The organism is Ochrobactrum sp. A-1, from assembly GCF_022488005.1.
Classification (GTDB): domain Bacteria; phylum Pseudomonadota; class Alphaproteobacteria; order Rhizobiales; family Rhizobiaceae; genus Brucella.
This window is the reverse complement of sequence record NZ_JAKVQC010000007.1, coordinates 242542-259658: the sequence shown is the minus strand read 5'-3', so window position 1 is coordinate 259658 and position 17117 is coordinate 242542. Positions and strand designations below refer to the sequence as shown.

Genomic DNA, 17117 nt, shown 5'->3' with positions numbered 1-17117 from the left:
TCAGGAAGAGCTTCCTGAGGTCCTGTTTCAATACGCATCCTGCCTCCCCCTACACTTGATACGGGATGTGACCAAAGAGGGAAAAACAAATGAAACGCTTCTCGCCTCGTGCGGTCCTGTTCACATTGCTGGCTGTGATTTTGCCGACAGCAGCTTTTGCACAATCAGCCGACGACACCGATCCAAATGCCGCAATCGAAAAAATGAATGCCTACGTAGCGCTTCTCAATCGTACGATCCGCGCCTCGGAATCGCTTGACCGCTACGACAGCTGGGTCGACATGAAGAAGGGACCGACCGGCAAGGAACGAAACGTCTACGGACTTTACTCGCTCTATGATGTGCGCAATGAGATTGAGGCAGCAGAAGCTGCCACGACGGCAGAACCGAAACTGCCCGCACTCGACGAGGCGATGGTGAGCTATATCGCTATTTATCAGAAGCTTGCGCCCGTTATCGACAAGGCCAGCAAATATTATGATCGCAAGGACTACAAGTCCGACAAATTTGCTGGTGCCAAGGAGTTCCATAAGCAGATCGCGGAATATGCGCCGGACTTCACCAAGGAACGCAAGCGCGTCGATGAACTGCTCGGCGAAGAAAAGAGCAAGATCGATCTGGCAGAGCTTGATGCGATTGAAAAGGCTGAAGGCAAGAAGGCCAACTGGCATGTTCGCAACGTCATGATCCGTGCCAACACTGTTGTTGAGCTGCTGCCCGATAACGACAAGCCGGTCGTCGACATGGATACCTTTGGCAGAGCCATGGATTCCTATGCAGCTGCCGTCCGTGAAATGGATGATTACGCAACCGAACATCCAAACTCATTCCACGTTTTCGAATCTCGTCCTGCAAGCCTTCTTGGCAAGCTGCGTGACTTCCAGGAAAAGCTGGAAAAGACCAAGGGCGACGCACGCAAGGGTGGAGCCTCTTCTGATCTTCAGTGGATCGTCAACGACTACAATATGATGGTTACGACATCACAGAATGCGACGATTTTCTCTAAAGACTGACAGAATTATCTCCAAGACAATCTGTGTAGCGATTTTATTTGCGGGCCGGTTTTGACCGGCCCCTACCGTCTCTTCAGGGCCTTGGTCAATCATTGTCAGCGATAGCGTGACCGAAGTTTGCCGCGCTTCGCAAACGCAACAATTATCTTCATTTGACTTTCCTTTTGTTTTCGATTTTCATGATTTGGCTTTCACACTCGCAAAGGCTGAACGTGTGATCAGGTGGAGGAACATGTCAGTTTCTAATGCGCATGCCCTCTTCTTCGACAGTGGCGATAACGCTACTCGGCACTATCGTGAAAGCTATAAGCGATGTGCTTATTCAACTCATCCAAACCGAGTTTGTTCAAGCGTCAATAATCACAGTCAGACAGCCGCATCTGCGGGACGGTGCTCATTGAGCGCCTGGTTCGGTGTTGTGGTAAACTGGATGAAGCTTTTTGGGAAACATCTCGTTGGAGTATGCTTGTTTCCCGAACGAATGCAGAGACTGCCCGTAGAGCACAAATTGCTCATAAGGGGTAAGGCACAGTCCCTTGAAGTCCATATTGAGAGGATTTGCCAATAAGCGCAATAATTCCGACGGTTGGAGGAGGCCTCGGGACATATGCTGGAATTGCGAAATATCTCGAAGACGGTTGGTGGAGCCACGCATATCCATCCGACAAATCTGGTCCTGCCACGTGGGAGCCTGAATGTCCTGCTCGGACCAACCTTGTCCGGCAAGACCTCCCTCATGCGCTTCATGGCAGGCTTGGATAAACCAAGTGAAGGCTCGATCCTGTTCGATGGGCAGGATGTTACGGGCAGGCCTGTGCAGAAGCGCAATGTGGCGATGGTCTACCAACAGTTTATCAATTACCCAGCTCTGACGGTCTATGAAAACATAGCGTCACCGATGCGCATTGCAGGCAAGCCACAGTCGGAAATAGACAGTGAGGTTCGCAAGGCGGCAGACCTCCTCAAACTCACGCCCTATCTTGACCGAACACCGCTAAACCTGTCTGGCGGCCAGCAACAGCGCACGGCGATTGCCCGTGCCATCGTGAAAAAGGCCAATCTGGTTCTGCTCGACGAACCGCTGGCCAATCTGGACTACAAACTGCGTGAGGAATTGCGCGAAGAGCTACCGCGAATCTTTGCTGAATCTGGTGCTATCTTCGTCTACGCAACGACGGAGCCTTCGGAGGCCCTGCTGCTCGGCGGCAATACGGCTGCACTTTCGGAAGGTCACATCACTCAGTTTGGTCGGACAATCGACGTCTATCGCCGCCCGCTCGATCTCGTCACAGCACGTACATTTGCCGACCCGCCCTTGAACACCGCTCGCATGGTCAAATCAGGCGACAAGTTCCTGCGGGCAGATCGTCAGGCCATCGCCGTGCCGAGCCAATTGGCAAGTATCAGTGACGGTCCGCTGACCATCGCGTTTCAGCCGCATCATCTGCTCGTCCGCCCAGCGGAGAACGCTACGGTTCCCATTCGGGCCCGCACGCTGGTTTCCGAAATCGCCGGATCGGAAAGCTTTATCCATCTCGATTACGAAGGTGACCGCTGGGTCATGCTGGCACACGGCATCCAGATCGTTGAACCCGACCGCGAAATCGAAGTCTACCTCGACACGCGGCATCTCATGGCATTCGATGAGACCGGTCGCGCGGTCGGTTTGGCGGCATAGGAGGACGGCGATGGCACGTATCACTCTCGATCATATCCGCCACGCCTATAATGCGAAGGCACAGGCCGCAGGCGAGTATGCCCTCAATATGGTCAATTATGAATGGGAGGATGGGAGTGCCTATGCGCTGCTCGGCCCATCCGGTTGCGGCAAGACAACTCTGCTCAACATCATCTCCGGCCTTCTGCAGCCGACTGAGGGACGTATCCTTTTCGATGGCCAGGACGTGACCGGACTTGCCACCGAGGACCGTAATATTGCGCAGGTCTTCCAGTTTCCCGTCGTCTACGACACGATGACCGTGTTCGACAATCTCGCCTTTCCTCTGCGTAACCGTCGTATGCCGGAAACGGAAGTAGAACGTCGCGTCAAGGACATTCTGGAAATGACTGATCTCAGCGGCATTGCCGGGCGGCGCGCACGCGGACTGACGGCAGATCAGAAGCAGAAGATTTCGCTCGGTCGGGGACTGGTACGCGCGAATGTGAACGCAATCCTGTTCGATGAACCTCTGACGGTTATCGATCCGCACATGAAATGGGTGCTGCGTTCGCAGCTGAAGCGCCTGCACCGTCAATCGGGTTTCACGATGGTTTATGTCACGCATGACCAGACAGAGGCACTGACATTCGCCGACAAGGTCGTGGTGATGCATAACGGGGAAATCGTGCAGATCGGCACGCCTGCTGAACTGTTCGAGCGCCCGAAGCATACATTCGTCGGCTATTTCATTGGCTCGCCGGGCATGAACCTCATGCATGCACGGATCGATGGCCGCACTGCGACAGTGGGTGCACAGGCCATTCCGCTTCCCGGCATACCGCAGATTGGCGATGCGAAAAGCATCCAATTGGGCATCCGGCCGGAGTTTGTCAGGCTCGGTCGCGAAGGCCTGCCCATCCGCGTCGACAAGATCGAGGATATCGGGCGCTACCGCATCGTGCGGGCAGGCTTCGAAGGGCAGAAACTCGCCGTCGTGATCGGCGAGGACGACGAGATACCTGCCGAACCACGCGTGACTTTCGATCCGAAGGCCATCGGCATATTCGCGGATTCCTGGCGCGTGGGAATGGAGGGCTGACAGTGGAAAAAAGCTGGAACAACAAAGCCTGGTTCCTGGTTCTGCCCGTGCTGGTGCTAGTCGCCTTTTCCGCCGTCATTCCACTGATGACAGTGGTGAATTATTCGGTACAGGATACGTTCGGCAACAACCAGTTCTTCTGGGCCGGGACAGACTGGTTCGAGCAGATCCTTCATTCCGGTCGTTTCTGGGATGCGCTGGGGCGCAATCTCATTTTTTCGTTCATCGTTCTGGCGATCCAGATACCTCTCGGCATCCTGATTGCGCTCAATATGCCGAAAAAGGGCTTCTGGGTCCCCGTCTGCCTAGTCACGATGGCATTGCCCTTGCTGATCCCGTGGAACGTGGTCGGTACAATCTGGCAGGTTTTCGGACGTAGTGACATCGGCCTGCTCGGCTATTACGCCAACTGGTTGGGACTGGATTACAATTACGTCAACGATCCATTCGATGCCTGGGTAACAATCATCATCATGGACGTGTGGCACTGGACCAGCCTCGTGGTGTTGTTGTGTTACGCGAGCCTTGTATCCATCCCCGATGCTTACTATCAGGCCGCGAGGATTGACGGAGCATCACGATTTTCAGTGTTCCGCTACATCCAGCTGCCAAAGATGAAACGCGTTCTGCTGATCGCCGTTCTGCTCCGTTTCATGGATAGTTTCATGATCTATACCGAACCGTTCGTGGTAACTGGTGGCGGGCCGGGCAATTCGACGACATTTCTGTCGATCGATCTGGTCAAGATGGCGCTGGGGCAGTTCGATCTTGGACCGGCGGCGGCCATGTCATTGATCTACTTTCTCATCATCCTGCTACTGTCATGGGTGTTCTACACCGTCATGACCAGCCACGATCAGGAGGTGTGAGATGAATGCCGTACAGGGAACTTCTGTAGGTAGTGCGCCTGCAATCATGCCGGTCTCAAACGCCGTCCGACAGAAATCGAGCAGACGCGAGACCTCACGCTTTGGCTGGCTGATACCGACAATCTACATTATACTGCTTCTGATCCCGATCTATTGGCTCATCAATATGAGCTTCAAGACCAATCAGGAAATCCTGACGTCGCTGACGCTGTTTCCGCATGAGCCGACACTGCAGAACTATCGCGCCATCTTCACCGACTCCGCCTGGTATTCGGGTTATATCAACTCGATCATCTATGTGGTCATGAACATGGTGATTTCGGTTTCAGTGGCGTTGCCAGCGGCCTATGCCTTCTCACGGTACCATTTCCTGGGCGACAAACACCTGTTCTTCTGGCTCCTGACCAACCGGATGGCGCCTCCGGCGGTGTTCGCCCTGCCGTTCTTCCAGCTCTATTCGGCATTTGGGCTCATCGATACACATATTGCGGTCGCACTGGCGCATTGCCTGTTCAACGTGCCGCTGGCGGTGTGGATTCTCGAAGGCTTCATGTCCGGCGTACCGAAAGAAATCGACGAGACAGCCTATATCGATGGCTATTCGTTTCCAAGATTCTTCGTGAAGATCTTCATGCCGCTGATCGCATCAGGTATCGGCGTGGCCGCCTTCTTCTGCTTCATGTTCTCTTGGGTGGAACTGCTGATTGCACGCACCCTCACAACCACGGACGCGAAGCCCATCGCCGCTACGATGACACGCACCGTATCGGCTGCCGGAATGGATTGGGGGCTCCTTGCTGCAGCCGGTGTTCTTACGCTGATACCCGGCGCGCTGGTGATCTGGTTTGTCCGAAATTACATCGCCAAGGGCTTCGCCCTGGGGAGGGTATGACATGTTTCATATGCCTGACTTCTCGTGGATGGCCTGGACCTGGCAGACCGCAGCTTTTTTCTGCAGTATCGCCGCTCTGCTCGTTGGCATGGGTATTTGGGAATATGCTTCCCCCGGAGGGGCACCCCGCAACGGTATTCTGGGGTTCGAGACGACGCGCGGCGACCGTTTGTTCATTTCGTTGCTCGGCAGCGCATTCATCAATCTGGCATGGCTTGGGCTGGTTGGTCCGAACCTATGGTGGGCTGTCGCCATTTCAGTGGTCTACGCCATTGGCGTATTCCGCTTTGTATAAGGAGTCCGAAGCGAAATACGTCCGCTTCATGCAGTAATGGGCTCGGGGGACATACCGCGCCCAAAAAGTCGATATGCACTCGCAAGCTTTGGGAGGATCAACATGCGACGGCATCTAATGACGACTACGGCACTCATCGTGCTGGCAATGACAGGCGCAGCTTCAGCGGGAATGGATGAGGCGAAGCAGTTTCTCGACAAGGAAATTGGCGACCTTTCATCCCTTCCGCGCGCAGATCAGGAAAAGGAAATGCAGTGGTTCATTGATGCGGCCAAGCCCTTCCAGGGCATGGACATCAAGGTTGTTTCCGAATCCCTGACCACCCATGACTATGAATCCAAGGTGCTGGCACCCGCATTTACAGCCATCACTGGCATCAAGGTCACGCACGACATCATTCAGGAAGGGGATGTCGTCGAAAAAATCCAGACACAGATGCAGACCGGCCAGAATCTTTATGACGGTTGGGTCAACGATTCCGATCTGATCGGCACACATTGGCGGTATCAACAGGTCCGCAATCTGACAGACTTCATGGCCAATGAAGGCAAGGACGTTACCAATCCGGGCCTCGATCTGGACGATTTCATCGGCAGCAAGTTCACCACCGCTCCGGACAAGAAGCTCTATCAGCTTCCCGACCAGCAGTTCGCGAACCTCTACTGGTTCCGTTACGACTGGTTCAACGATGAAAAGAACAAGGCCGACTTCAAAGCCAGATACGGTTATGACCTCGGCGTTCCCGTCAACTGGTCGGCATATGAGGATATTGCCGAGTTCTTCACCGGTCGCGAAGTCGACGCCAAGAAGGTCTACGGCCATATGGACTATGGCAAGAAGGACCCGTCACTCGGCTGGCGTTTTACCGATGCGTGGCTTTCCATGGCAGGTAATGGCGACAAGGGTTTGCCGAACGGCCTGCCGGTCGATGAATGGGGCATTAAGGTCGATGACCAGTCGCGCCCCGTCGGCTCGTGCGTAGCACGCGGTGGCGACACCAACGGACCAGCTTCGGTCTATGCCATCCAGAAATATCTCGACTGGATCAAGGCCTATGCTCCGGCGGAAGCCCAGGGCATGACTTTCTCCGAATCCGGCCCCGTCCCCTCACAGGGCAACATCGCCCAACAGATTTTCTGGTACACGGCTTTCACCGCCGATATGGCCAAGCCCGGCCTTCCGGTCGTGAATGAGGACGGAACACCCAAATGGCGCGTTGCCCCCTCCCCGCACGGCGTTTACTGGAAGGACGGCATGAAGCTTGGTTATCAGGACGTGGGTTCCTGGACCCTGATGAAGTCCACCCCGGATGATCGCGCCAAAGCCGCCTGGCTCTATGCGCAGTTTGTCACGTCCAAGACGGTCGATGTGAAAAAGAGCCATGTGGGGCTGACCTTCATCCGCGATTCAACGATACATCATCAAAGTTTCACGGATCGTGGACCGAAACTTGGCGGTCTGGTCGAGTTCTATCGGTCTCCAGCCCGCGTCCAGTGGTCGCCGACTGGCACCAACGTACCGGACTATCCAAAGCTGGCTCAGCTGTGGTGGCAGGCAATCGGCGATGCGTCCTCTGGCGCGAAAACAGCGCAGGAAGCGATGGATTCACTTTGCGCCGAACAGGAAAAAGTCCTCTCGCGTCTGGAACGTGCAGGGGTTCAGGGTGACATCGGACCGAAACTCGCCGAGGAACATGACATCGAATACTGGAACAAGGATGCCGTTTCCAAGGGCAACCTCGCTCCTCAATTGAAGATAGAGAATGAGAAAGAAAAACCAGTCACCGTCAACTACGACGAACTGGTCAAGAGCTGGCAGAAATAAAGCCAACGCAAGACTTCGTCGGTCGGCCTGCTGCGCCGACCGACAAATTGCTCGTTGGAATCACATTGCGTGCAGCGATAATGCAATGTGGTTTACTGCAGAAAGCCGTTCAGGACTGAGGGTAGCGACAATCCACTCCCGAGGCGTGCAGGTTTATTTGATACACTGAATTTCCGAAACTAATCTATTATCATTGATATACAGACCAAACCCGCATTATTTTAACATGTTGCCATACAGTATCCGCTGATATTGACAAGAAAAACTGCATGATATTCTATCCTACGACTGCGTTTTACCAACGCGGATCACCACAAAGGGAGGACAGAATGGATATCAGGCCGTCTATCTTTGCCTGGACTTTGACTTGCTCGCTGGTAGTATCCGGCGTTGCATTTTCGCAGGAATCTCGCACCAAAGTCATTTTGGACGCGGACATGGTCGAACTTTTTGACGATGGCACCGCAATGCTTCTGCTCGAGCGCGCTCCCAACATCGACCTACTCGGCGTGACTGTCGTGTCAGGAAACACCCCCATGCCAGCCGGGGTAGCTGCAGGCGTCCGGCAACTGGAAGCGCTGGGCTCCGAAGTTCCCATCTATGAAGGCAGCCGATACGGTATTCGCAACTGGCGAGGAAACAAAGCCGCCCCGGAAGTGCTGGCAGCCGAATTGCAAATCAGCCCCATTACCGGCTGGGGAGGCTATCTGCGACCGGATGCCGGCAACGAGATTGATGCCGATCCCGCGGCAAAATGGTCCGATGTTTACAAACACAAATATGGCGAAGCACCATCCTATAAACGGGTATATGGTCTGGATATTCCGGACCCGGATGGCAACAGGGACGCCGTCGATTTTCTCGTCGACACAGTCAATAAATATCCCGGTCAGGTCAAACTGGTAGCAATCGGACCGCTCACAAATATCGCACGCGCCATTCTCAAGGACCCGAGCTTTCCGTCGAAGGTCGCCGAAATCGTCTATATGGGCGGCGCATTCTATGTCCCCGGAAACTCGTCCGCATCGGCGGAGTTCAACTGGTGGGCCGACCCTGAAGCCGCCAAGATCAGTGTCCGGTCAAAATGGGGCGATCCAAATTCCAAAACTTTCAAGGCATATGGAAATCAGGTGATCTCGGGTCTGGAAGCCAATGAACATACGGGCGGAATGCCGGAAGACCTCTATCGGAAAATGGTAGACGGCAGCCTTCCGGGCATTCAGAAACTCTGGCTTGCCCGGGAAGAACGGATCAAGGCGGAAGGCGGAACCACATTCGGACCCGACAATGTGTGGGACCTATTTGCAGCCGCTTATGTCATCGACCCGTCGATTGTGCTCGCATGGAACAACGCTCCCCGCCCGAAGGATGGAACAGCCGCACCCGCCACCGGTGTTTATGTCGACGTGAATACGGAGATGGGGCTGGACTATGGTCGAAGCCTTGCATTCACCAACAATGACATTGGTGGCAACGCTGAAGCAAAGCCGGGACCAATAGGCACTCAGAAGGCCGCCATTCAGAACTACATCGATGAAGATAAGTTCTGGAAAGAGATCGTGGTCCCGCTGACAACCGGCACGAAGAAATAAACTCCACTCCAAACCCGGCGCGATGCGAAATATAAAGCGCCGGGTTGAAGCCTTTCACTGGCTTCAACGTACCCCTTTGATAGCGCGGTCAGCGAATACGCCGCAACAACCTCTCACGGTAGGTATCCACAATCACCGCGAGGATAATCACCGTACCGATAATGATCGGTTTGTAGTTATCACCGATGCCCAGCAGTTGCAGGCCGGTCGCCAGCACCTGCAGGATACAGGCACCAGCCAGCGTACCAACGATTGATCCCTTGCCACCGAAAAGACTTGTCCCGCCGATGATGACGGCTGCGATCGCGTTGAGTTCGTAGCCGACGCCCGCAATCGGGCTGCCGATGTTCAGGCGCAGAAGATAGACAATCGCAGCAATACCGGCAGTGACACCGGAAATGACAAACGCGGCGATCTTGTAGGCATCTGGATTGTGTCCAGACAGGCGCACCGCCTCGTCATTGGCGCCGACCGCGTAGATCATGCGCCCGAAAACGGTAAAACGCAGTACAAACCAGCCAACGGCGACCACAGCCACCGCGATCAGGAAAATCGACGGCAGGAAACCGCCGACAATCAGATTACCGAAATCGACAAAACCCTGCGGAAGCCCCGTGATGGTGGAATTGTTGGAGACCACACGTGCCGCACCAGCTGCGATATTCAGCATGCCCAACGTGACAATAAACGACGGGATTTTCCAGTAGGTCGACACCTTACCATTGATGAACCCGCAAAGCCCGCCAACGGCAATACATGCCAGAACAGCCAGCGGAACGGACAAGGCAGGCTCTAGACCGGAGGTCATAATAAGCGCACCCACAACCGTGCATAAGGCAAGCACCGAGCCAACGGAAAGGTCGATGCCGCCAGTTAGAATGACAAAGGTCATACCTGCCGCAAGGACCGTGTTGATCGCAATCTGAACGAAAATCTTCAACGCGTTGCCCGGCGTTGCGAAATAGGGCGCAGTGACGGAAAATACCAGCGTTATCAGGATCAACGCCAGGAATACGCCGGCATCACGCAACAGGAAGCGCTTCAGCTTCTGGCGATCGACGGCACCGGGGTGTTGAGCGGATGGAGAAGTGGGTTCCGTCATGCGTGAACATGCTCCTGATAAGCGAGCGAAAGAATACGCTCCTGGTCGAATTGCGACCGGTCCAGTTCCCCCACCAGTTTGCCGTTGGAGAAAACAATGATGCGGTGACACATGCCGATCAGTTCGGGCAGATCCGAGGAAATCATGATGATTGCCTTCTGGTTAGCGGCCAGCATCCACAAAAGTTGATAAATCTCGCGCCTGGCGCCGACATCGACCCCACGTGTCGGTTCATCGAGTATCAGTGTTGATGAGCCGCGAAACAGCCATTTTGCCAGAACCACCTTTTGCTGATTGCCGCCGGAGAGATTACGTACCGGCGTGTCGATGGATGCCGTCTTGACGCGTAACCGCTCGACCAACTCAGCCACCGCACTTTTCTCCACGCTACCGTCCAACAGACCGCCATGTGAGATTTTTTTCAGGTCGGTGATCGTGGCGTTGACATAAACAGGCATGTCAAGCAGCAGCCCCTGGCTCTTGCGATCCTCGGTCAAGAAGCCAAGGCCGTTGCGCACCGCATCGCGCGGATCACGGATATTCACCGGCCTTCCATCTATATCAATTTCCCCTGCCGATCTTGGATCGGCGCCGAAGATTGCGCGCATCACCTCTGTACGGCCTGACCCGACCAGACCGGCGACGCCAAGAATTTCTCCATGGCGCACCGAGAACGAAACAGGCGGGGCGCCGTTGTTGCGCTTCACATCCCTCACCGCCAAGGCGACGGTACTAGGCTTGATATCCGCGTTGAAGCTGTACTCATCTGCAATGTCGCGGCCGATCATCATGCGTACCAAATCCGGCACGCTCAACCCCTGCAGATCGCGCGTCTCGACCAGCCTGCCATTGCGCAAAACCGTCACGCGGTCGCCAATCTCAAAAACCTCGTGCAGACGGTGGGAGATGTAGATGATCGTGACACCTTTCGCCTTCAGACGCTTGATGATCGCAAACAACCGCTCGATTTCCGGCGGCGTCAATGTCGCCGTCGGCTCGTCCAGAACCAGTAGTTTGCTGTCATAACCAAGCGCTTTGGCGATCTCGACCAACTGCATTTGCGCAACGCCCAGCTCCGAGACAGGCACACGTGGATCGACCGCCAAGCCTACCTCTGCCAAAAGCTCTTCGGCGCGGCGGTTCAGTGTCGCCCGATCCATGATCCCGAAGCGCCTCGGAAGGCTTTCCAGCATCAGGTTCTCGGCAATGGAAAGATGCGACAGCAGATTGAGTTCCTGATGAACGATGCGAATACCCTGAACCTGCGCATCATGCGGGGTCTTTGGCTTGTAGGGCTGGCCGTTCAGAAAAATCTCGCCCATGTCGGGCTGATATATGCCAGCGAGAAGTTTGATGAGGGTCGACTTACCGGCGCCGTTTTCGCCCAGAATGATATGCGTCTCGCCACGCTGCAGCTCCAGCGTGATACCGTTCAATGCAACCACACCCGGAAAGGTCTTGCCGACATTTTCCAATCTTAAAATGGCGTCGGCTGACTGCATGTCTGTTCCTGCCTGCCGGGTGAATAGGAGAGGCGCTACTCGCGCCGCCCCAGAATTGGCAATACTTCAGAAATTTCGGGTTCAAAGATCTTGGGCGGTGATCAGTTTGATATCCGTCTTGACCCAGCCGGAAAATTTCTCGCCCGCCAATTCCTTAAGGCCGTAATCAATGCCCATGGCCGCCATCTGCGCACCGAACTGATCGACGGTGGCAAGCATCTTGCCATCCTTGATCAAAGGCTGGACAGCAGGAATGTTGTCGAAGCCCACGACCTTGATCTGCCCCGATTTTCCAGCAGCATCCAGCGCCTTTACGACGCCGAGCGCCATGGAGTCGTTGGCTGCCATCACACCTTGAATGTCCTGATACTGGGTCAGGAAATTGGTCATCAGCGTGTTGGCTTCTTCCGTCTCCCAATGTGCAGTCTTGGAATCGAGCAGTGTCAGGCCGCCTTCAGCCACGGCGTCGTCAAACCCCTTCTTGCGCTCCTTGGCGTTGTCTGCTTCCGGATTGCCTTCAAGGATAACCACCTTGCCGCCCTTGCCGAGTTCCTTGGCAAGCGCCATACCGGCAAGCTTTGCACCCTCGCGATTGTCCGGACCAAAGAAGGCAAGATCGACACCAGCCTGCTTTTTCGCCACTTCATCGAGCGCCACGTCAATGTTGATGACTTTGATGCCAGCTTCCAGAGCCTTTTTAACCGGCGTTACCATGGCCTTGGAATCCGCCGGAGCGAGCACGATCACGTTGAACTGCTGCGTGATGAAGTTCTCAACCGCGTCGACCTGGGCGGCGAAATCACGCTCGTCCTTCATGCCGACAGCAGCAAAAGAGAACTTGTCGGTGTTTTTGGCAGCATAGTCCTCGGCACCTGCCTGCATCTGCTTGAAGAACTCGTTGGCGAGCGACTTCATGACCAGACCCACTTTGGGCTTGTCCGCTGCAAATGATGGCAAGGACGGTAGAAGCAGAGCACCCGCACCCAGTGCGCTCGATGTTATAAACTCGCGTCGTGAAATTGAAACCCGACCCAGTCCTGTAATAATTGAACTTCTAGTCATGAATTCCTCCCCTCACTTCAGTAAAAATCTGCAGTGTTACTGTAGCGTAGTGCTGTCGATAGAATACTGTCAAGACGGCAAGATGGAGGGAGACGTTCACGGTTTCCGACCAGCATGACGGAAACCGTGTGATATGGGCTGGATCGTGATCCGACGGGATTGGATCGTTGACATCTGATCCTATGGGCTGTCAGGCAAGGCGCCCATACTGGCGCAGCACAGCGCGAAGACGTTCACGATCAATGGCCTGAACCAGCAGCCGGTCATAGCATGTACCGCCCATATCTTCAGCTGCCAGCATCGCATTGATCACAGCCTCTTCCACACTGTCGACCGCTGCCAGATAAACAGGATCAAGCGGTTCGTCATTCACCATCTCCACTTCCAGAAAGGGTGCGGAGCGGTGCTGCATCGGGCGTTGATTGGCTGTTGAGAAGGCGAGAAAAATATCGCCCGAATTATTGCCACCCGGCGTTCCGTTGCGCCCGATGCCGATTGCAGCACGACGCGCCAGCCGCTGCAACTGATGCGGCATCAGCGGCAGATCGGTCGCCAGTACCACGATGATTGAGCCGCGCTCCTGCAACTGGCTTTGCGGGGTGCCATCGCGCATATGCTGGCCGACCGGAACACCAGCAATCGTCAGCCAGTCGCGCTGACCATGATTGGCCTGTACCAGCGCGCCAATCGTGAAGCTGCGGCCACCGAACTCCACGACGCGCGAGGCTGTACCCGTACCGCCCTTGAAGCCATAGGTAATCATCCCCGTGCCGCCACCGCAATTGCCCTCCTGTACCGGGCCGGAGGCAACACTGTCGAGCGCCTTGCGCACATCGGTTTCCGTGACTGGAAAGCCGTTGATGTCGTTCAATGCGCCATCATACGTTTCGGCGATGACCGGCATAATCCAGAGAAAATCATCAGTCTGGTAGGTCGAGGCATAGCGGTCCACCATCCAGCGTGTGGTAGCGTGATGGGCCATGCCGATGCCATGCGTATTGGTGATGACCACGGGACCGAGAAAATAGCCGCCATCGGCGATCCAGTGCGTGCCCGTCATTTCGCCATTGCCATTGAAGCGATGAACACCGGCATAAACGGGAACCGGCGTTTCTGACTGCATATGCGGCAGAATGGCGGTCACGCCGCTACGCACTGGACGCTTGCGACCTGGGCGCGGTTCGTTCTCGATGATCGTCTGAAAGCCGACGCCGACGCCGTCGACATCGGTGATCGCATTATTTGGGCCGGTACGCCCGGTAAAAGGAATGCCGAGGTCACGGCCACGCGGTTTACGAATAGGTGTCTGTGAAGTCATATTATTTCTGCCGAGAACGAAGATAGAGGCCGAGCGAAGCCACGACAAAAGAGAAAGTCAGCATCATGACGGCGATCGCATTGATTTCCGGTTTAATGCCGCGTCGTAGCATGGCGAAGATGAACATCGGCAGGGTCGTAACATCAACGCCTGCGATGAAATAGGTGATGACGAGGTCATCCATGGAAATAATGAAGGCAAGCAACGCTCCACCGAGGATGCCCGGCATGAGCTGCGGCATGACGACCTTGCGGAACGTGGTCCATTCATTGGCGCCCAGATCTGCCGATGCATGTTCCAGCGTGCGGTCCATACCGGCCAGCCGGGCCGAAACCACGATGAAGACATAAGAGATCAGAAACGTGCATTGCCCGATGATGATCGTCGTCAGTCCCAGATGAATACCCGCATTGACGAAGAAGATCAGCAGCGCAATGCCCAGCACGATATCCGGCATCAGCATCGGCATGAAAAGCGTCACCTGATAGAAGCGCTTTCCCAGAAAATTGTAGCGATGCATGGCCAGCGCCAATGCGGTTCCGAGAACGGTCGAGATGAGCGTCGTTGAAATCGCGATTTTCAGGCTGTTGAACACGGCGGCCACAAGCTGGTCGGTCGATTCAATATAGAGCGCGCTTTCGGAAACGCCTGTCTTGAAGCCCAACACCTGCGCATACCAGTCGGTGGTAAAGCCGCTCCACACCATCATGTTCACCGGATTGGAGTTGAACGAATAGACGATGATGAGTGCAAGCGGGATATAGATGAAGGCGAAGAACAAGGCGACGTAGAGCAGCAATCCGCCATTGAAGAGAGAACGGGCGATTTTCATGAGTATCTCCCCTTACCGCGATAGCGCTTCGGCGGCATTACGCCGATTGGTCAAAAGCACATAGAACAAGAGCAGCATCAGCATGACGGCCATCACCATCATGGCGAGCGCCGACCCGAACGGCCAATTGCGCGCCGAGAGAAACTGCCCTTCGATGAGATTGCCAAGCATCATCACCTTGGCACCGCCGAGTACGGCAGGCACAACGAAATTTCCAAGCGACGGAATGAAGACAATCACCGAACCGGCGGCAATGCCGGGCGCAGTTAGCGGCAGGACAATCCGGAAGAATGTCCGCACCGGACCCGCCCCTAGATCGAGCGACGCCTGCACCAAACGCCAGTCCAGCTTTTCGATGCTGGCATAGACCGGCATGAACATAAAAGGCAGGAATACATAGACCATGCCCAGCACGATGGCCCCGTCGGTATAGATCATATCCAGCGGGCGCGAAATGATACCGAGCGACATCAGCGTTTCATTGATGAGACCTGTCGGGCGCAAGATCATCACCCAGACGAACAACCGCACGATCAGGCTGGCGAAGAACGGCAGAGTAATGAGGAAAATGCAGAAATTCTTCCAGCGGTCAGGAAGCCTGCTGATGTAGAATGCAGCAGGATAAGCGACCAGTAAGGCGGCAATGACCGTCACGATGGCGATCCGTACCGAGCGAAAGAAAATCGAGAGGTAGATGGGGTCGTATTCCTCGAATGCCGGGTCGGCAAAGCCCAGAATGCGCCCGAAATTATGGGGATAGAACTCCCATTCGACCCCGCCATACAGACCAGGCGCGAGAAAGCTCGTCACTACCATAATTCCGAGCGGAACGGCGAAGAAGACGATCAGGAACAGTGTCGCCGGCCCAAGTAGAACCGTCAGTTGCATGCGGCGCAGGGCAGCGAGATTCATCACGCACCCTCCGCTTCACACAGAAGGTGGACCGTAGCCGGATCGTAATACCAGCGCGCAGCTTGCCCCGGTTGAAGATCATTGACCGAGTTTCTGTCCACCGCTGGAATCTGCGCCATCAGCTTGCGCCCGGAAGCGAGACGCCCAAGCAGTTCGAAGGACGAACCGACAAATACAATCTGGTCGAGCGTGACATCAAGCGCGCCATGTCTTTCATTGCGCGCGACAAGCGAGAAATTTTCCGGCCTCAGAAGTGCTGTGCCCCTGCCGTTGGCTTTGCTGTCACCGTCGTAATGCAGCACCGTCCCGTCCCCCAGCACGAAGCCGTTGGCGTCGGCTTGCCCTTCCAGCAGATTGCTGGCACCAACGAAATTGGCGACGAAGGCATTGACCGGGCGATCATACACAATACGCGGTGCATCCAACTGCTGGATGCGCCCATTGGAGAGCACTGCCACGCGATCCGACATGGTCAACGCTTCCTGCTGATCGTGGGTGACGAAGATGAAGGTAATGCCCAATTCGTGCTGCAAGGTCTTCAACTCGAACTGCATCGCCTCGCGTAGGTTCTTGTCGAGCGCGGACAGCGGCTCATCCAGCAGCAGAACTTTTGGCCGCGCCACAATGGCCCGGGCCAAAGCGACACGCTGCTGCTGACCGCCGGAGAGCTGCCGTGGCAGGCGAGCTTCCATACCGGCTAGCCCTACCATCTGCAAAACAGCCCTGACACGCTCCGTGCGCTCGGCCTTGCCGACACCGGCGACTTCCAGCGCATATCCCGCGTTTTGCCCCACGCTCATATGCGGAAACAGCGCATAGTTCTGAAAGACAGTATTGACTGGACGCCGATAAGGCGGACGGTCCGTCATATCGACGCCGTCGATTTCGATCCGTCCGCTATCCAAGGCAGCGAATCCGCTGATTGCCTGTAGCAAAGTCGTTTTGCCACAGCCTGACGGACCCAGCAATGTGATGAACTCATTACGACCGATATCCAGATCAATACCGTCCAGTGCCTTGACCTCACCGCCCTCCGGACTGGCAAAAGTCTTGGCGGCTGAAACCAGCCGCACAATTGCATCGCGCATTTTTCGTTCCCCGAAATGTTATCTAATTAACTCTTGCGTGATTTGGTTATGTTGATA

At 55.3% G+C, this 17117-nt stretch carries 15 protein-coding genes; 8 read left to right on the top strand and 7 right to left on the bottom strand.

Features of this window, described 5'->3' with window-relative positions; translation table 11 throughout:
- The first annotated feature begins 89 nt into the window (after positions 1-89).
- The 8 genes from MKS82_RS19175 (at position 90) to MKS82_RS19140 (ending at position 9244) form a co-directional block, all read left to right on the top strand.
- The gene (locus MKS82_RS19175) at positions 90-1013 is read left to right on the top strand and encodes a YiiG family protein (RefSeq protein ID WP_109989340.1); all 924 of its coding nucleotides are present in this window, start codon (positions 90-92) and stop codon (positions 1011-1013) included.
- Between the two features lie 607 nt (positions 1014-1620).
- The gene (locus MKS82_RS19170) at positions 1621-2691 is read left to right on the top strand and encodes an ABC transporter ATP-binding protein (RefSeq protein ID WP_109989339.1); all 1071 of its coding nucleotides are present in this window, start codon (positions 1621-1623) and stop codon (positions 2689-2691) included.
- A 10-nt stretch (positions 2692-2701) separates the two neighbouring features.
- The gene (locus MKS82_RS19165) at positions 2702-3772 is read left to right on the top strand and encodes an ABC transporter ATP-binding protein (protein ID WP_109989338.1); all 1071 of its coding nucleotides are present in this window, start codon (positions 2702-2704) and stop codon (positions 3770-3772) included.
- A gap of 2 nt (positions 3773-3774) precedes the next feature.
- The gene (locus MKS82_RS19160; RefSeq protein WP_061345731.1) at positions 3775-4641 is read left to right on the top strand and encodes a carbohydrate ABC transporter permease; all 867 of its coding nucleotides are present in this window, start codon (positions 3775-3777) and stop codon (positions 4639-4641) included.
- 46 nt (positions 4642-4687) lie between these two features.
- The gene (locus MKS82_RS19155) at positions 4688-5533 is read left to right on the top strand and encodes a carbohydrate ABC transporter permease (RefSeq protein ID WP_235813484.1); all 846 of its coding nucleotides are present in this window, start codon (positions 4688-4690) and stop codon (positions 5531-5533) included.
- A gap of 1 nt (position 5534) precedes the next feature.
- Positions 5535-5828 (top strand): DUF2160 domain-containing protein, encoded by a 294-nt coding sequence (locus MKS82_RS19150; RefSeq protein ID WP_109989337.1) that lies wholly within the window; start codon positions 5535-5537, stop codon positions 5826-5828.
- Between the two features lie 102 nt (positions 5829-5930).
- Positions 5931-7652 (top strand): ABC transporter substrate-binding protein, encoded by a 1722-nt coding sequence (locus MKS82_RS19145; protein ID WP_109989336.1) that lies wholly within the window; start codon positions 5931-5933, stop codon positions 7650-7652.
- A gap of 269 nt (positions 7653-7921) precedes the next feature.
- Entirely contained in the window at positions 7922-9244 is a 1323-nt protein-coding gene (locus MKS82_RS19140) for a nucleoside hydrolase (RefSeq protein ID WP_306461011.1), read from the top strand.
- Between the two features lie 88 nt (positions 9245-9332).
- On the opposite strand, the gene MKS82_RS19135 is transcribed toward MKS82_RS19140, so the two are convergent.
- The 7 genes from MKS82_RS19135 to MKS82_RS19105 all read right to left on the bottom strand — a co-directional run bounded on the left by MKS82_RS19135 (position 9333) and on the right by MKS82_RS19105 (position 17060).
- On the bottom strand, positions 9333-10346 hold the full coding sequence (locus MKS82_RS19135) for an ABC transporter permease (protein WP_109989334.1): 1014 nt from the start codon (positions 10344-10346) through the stop codon (positions 9333-9335).
- Positions 10343-11848, bottom strand: a complete 1506-nt coding sequence (locus tag MKS82_RS19130; RefSeq protein ID WP_240579177.1) for a sugar ABC transporter ATP-binding protein — start codon at positions 11846-11848, stop codon at positions 10343-10345. The genes MKS82_RS19135 and MKS82_RS19130 overlap by 4 nt, the downstream gene beginning before the upstream one ends.
- 81 nt (positions 11849-11929) lie before the next feature.
- Positions 11930-12910 carry a sugar ABC transporter substrate-binding protein gene (locus tag MKS82_RS19125; RefSeq protein ID WP_109989332.1) on the bottom strand — a complete coding sequence of 327 codons (981 nt, stop codon included), beginning with the start codon at positions 12908-12910 and terminating at the stop codon, positions 11930-11932.
- A gap of 190 nt (positions 12911-13100) precedes the next feature.
- The gene (locus MKS82_RS19120) at positions 13101-14228 is read right to left on the bottom strand and encodes a DmpA family aminopeptidase (RefSeq protein WP_109989331.1); all 1128 of its coding nucleotides are present in this window, start codon (positions 14226-14228) and stop codon (positions 13101-13103) included.
- A gap of 1 nt (position 14229) precedes the next feature.
- Positions 14230-15060, bottom strand: coding sequence for an ABC transporter permease (locus tag MKS82_RS19115; protein WP_109989330.1), 831 nt, complete (start codon positions 15058-15060; stop codon positions 14230-14232).
- Between the two features lie 12 nt (positions 15061-15072).
- A complete protein-coding gene (locus MKS82_RS19110; RefSeq protein ID WP_109989329.1) occupies positions 15073-15972 on the bottom strand; it encodes an ABC transporter permease in 900 nt (299 codons plus the stop codon).
- Positions 15972-17060, bottom strand: a complete 1089-nt coding sequence (locus MKS82_RS19105; protein WP_109989328.1) for an ABC transporter ATP-binding protein — start codon at positions 17058-17060, stop codon at positions 15972-15974. Before MKS82_RS19105 ends, MKS82_RS19110 begins: the two co-directional genes overlap by 1 nt.
- Positions 17061-17117 lie beyond the last annotated feature (57 nt).

Excerpts from the sequence above, each read along its gene's own strand:
- MKS82_RS19135 (WP_109989334.1), bottom strand. The coding sequence starts at position 10,346 with ATGACGGAACCCACTTCTCCATCCGCTCAACACCCCGGTGCCGTCGAT.
- MKS82_RS19175 (WP_109989340.1), top strand. The coding sequence starts at position 90 with ATGAAACGCTTCTCGCCTCGTGCGGTCCTGTTCACATTGCTGGCTGTG.
- MKS82_RS19105 (WP_109989328.1), bottom strand. The coding sequence starts at position 17,060 with ATGCGCGATGCAATTGTGCGGCTGGTTTCAGCCGCCAAGACTTTTGCC.
- MKS82_RS19115 (WP_109989330.1), bottom strand. The coding sequence starts at position 15,060 with ATGAAAATCGCCCGTTCTCTCTTCAATGGCGGATTGCTGCTCTACGTC.
- MKS82_RS19130 (WP_240579177.1), bottom strand. The coding sequence starts at position 11,848 with ATGCAGTCAGCCGACGCCATTTTAAGATTGGAAAATGTCGGCAAGACC.
- MKS82_RS19170 (WP_109989339.1), top strand. The coding sequence starts at position 1,621 with ATGCTGGAATTGCGAAATATCTCGAAGACGGTTGGTGGAGCCACGCAT.
- MKS82_RS19125 (WP_109989332.1), bottom strand. The coding sequence starts at position 12,910 with ATGACTAGAAGTTCAATTATTACAGGACTGGGTCGGGTTTCAATTTCA.
- MKS82_RS19155 (WP_235813484.1), top strand. The coding sequence starts at position 4,688 with ATGCCGGTCTCAAACGCCGTCCGACAGAAATCGAGCAGACGCGAGACC.
- MKS82_RS19150 (WP_109989337.1), top strand. The coding sequence starts at position 5,535 with ATGTTTCATATGCCTGACTTCTCGTGGATGGCCTGGACCTGGCAGACC.
- MKS82_RS19145 (WP_109989336.1), top strand. The coding sequence starts at position 5,931 with ATGCGACGGCATCTAATGACGACTACGGCACTCATCGTGCTGGCAATG.
- MKS82_RS19120 (WP_109989331.1), bottom strand. The coding sequence starts at position 14,228 with ATGACTTCACAGACACCTATTCGTAAACCGCGTGGCCGTGACCTCGGC.
- MKS82_RS19110 (WP_109989329.1), bottom strand. The coding sequence starts at position 15,972 with ATGAATCTCGCTGCCCTGCGCCGCATGCAACTGACGGTTCTACTTGGG.
- MKS82_RS19165 (WP_109989338.1), top strand. The coding sequence starts at position 2,702 with ATGGCACGTATCACTCTCGATCATATCCGCCACGCCTATAATGCGAAG.
- MKS82_RS19140 (WP_306461011.1), top strand. The coding sequence starts at position 7,922 with ATGATATTCTATCCTACGACTGCGTTTTACCAACGCGGATCACCACAA.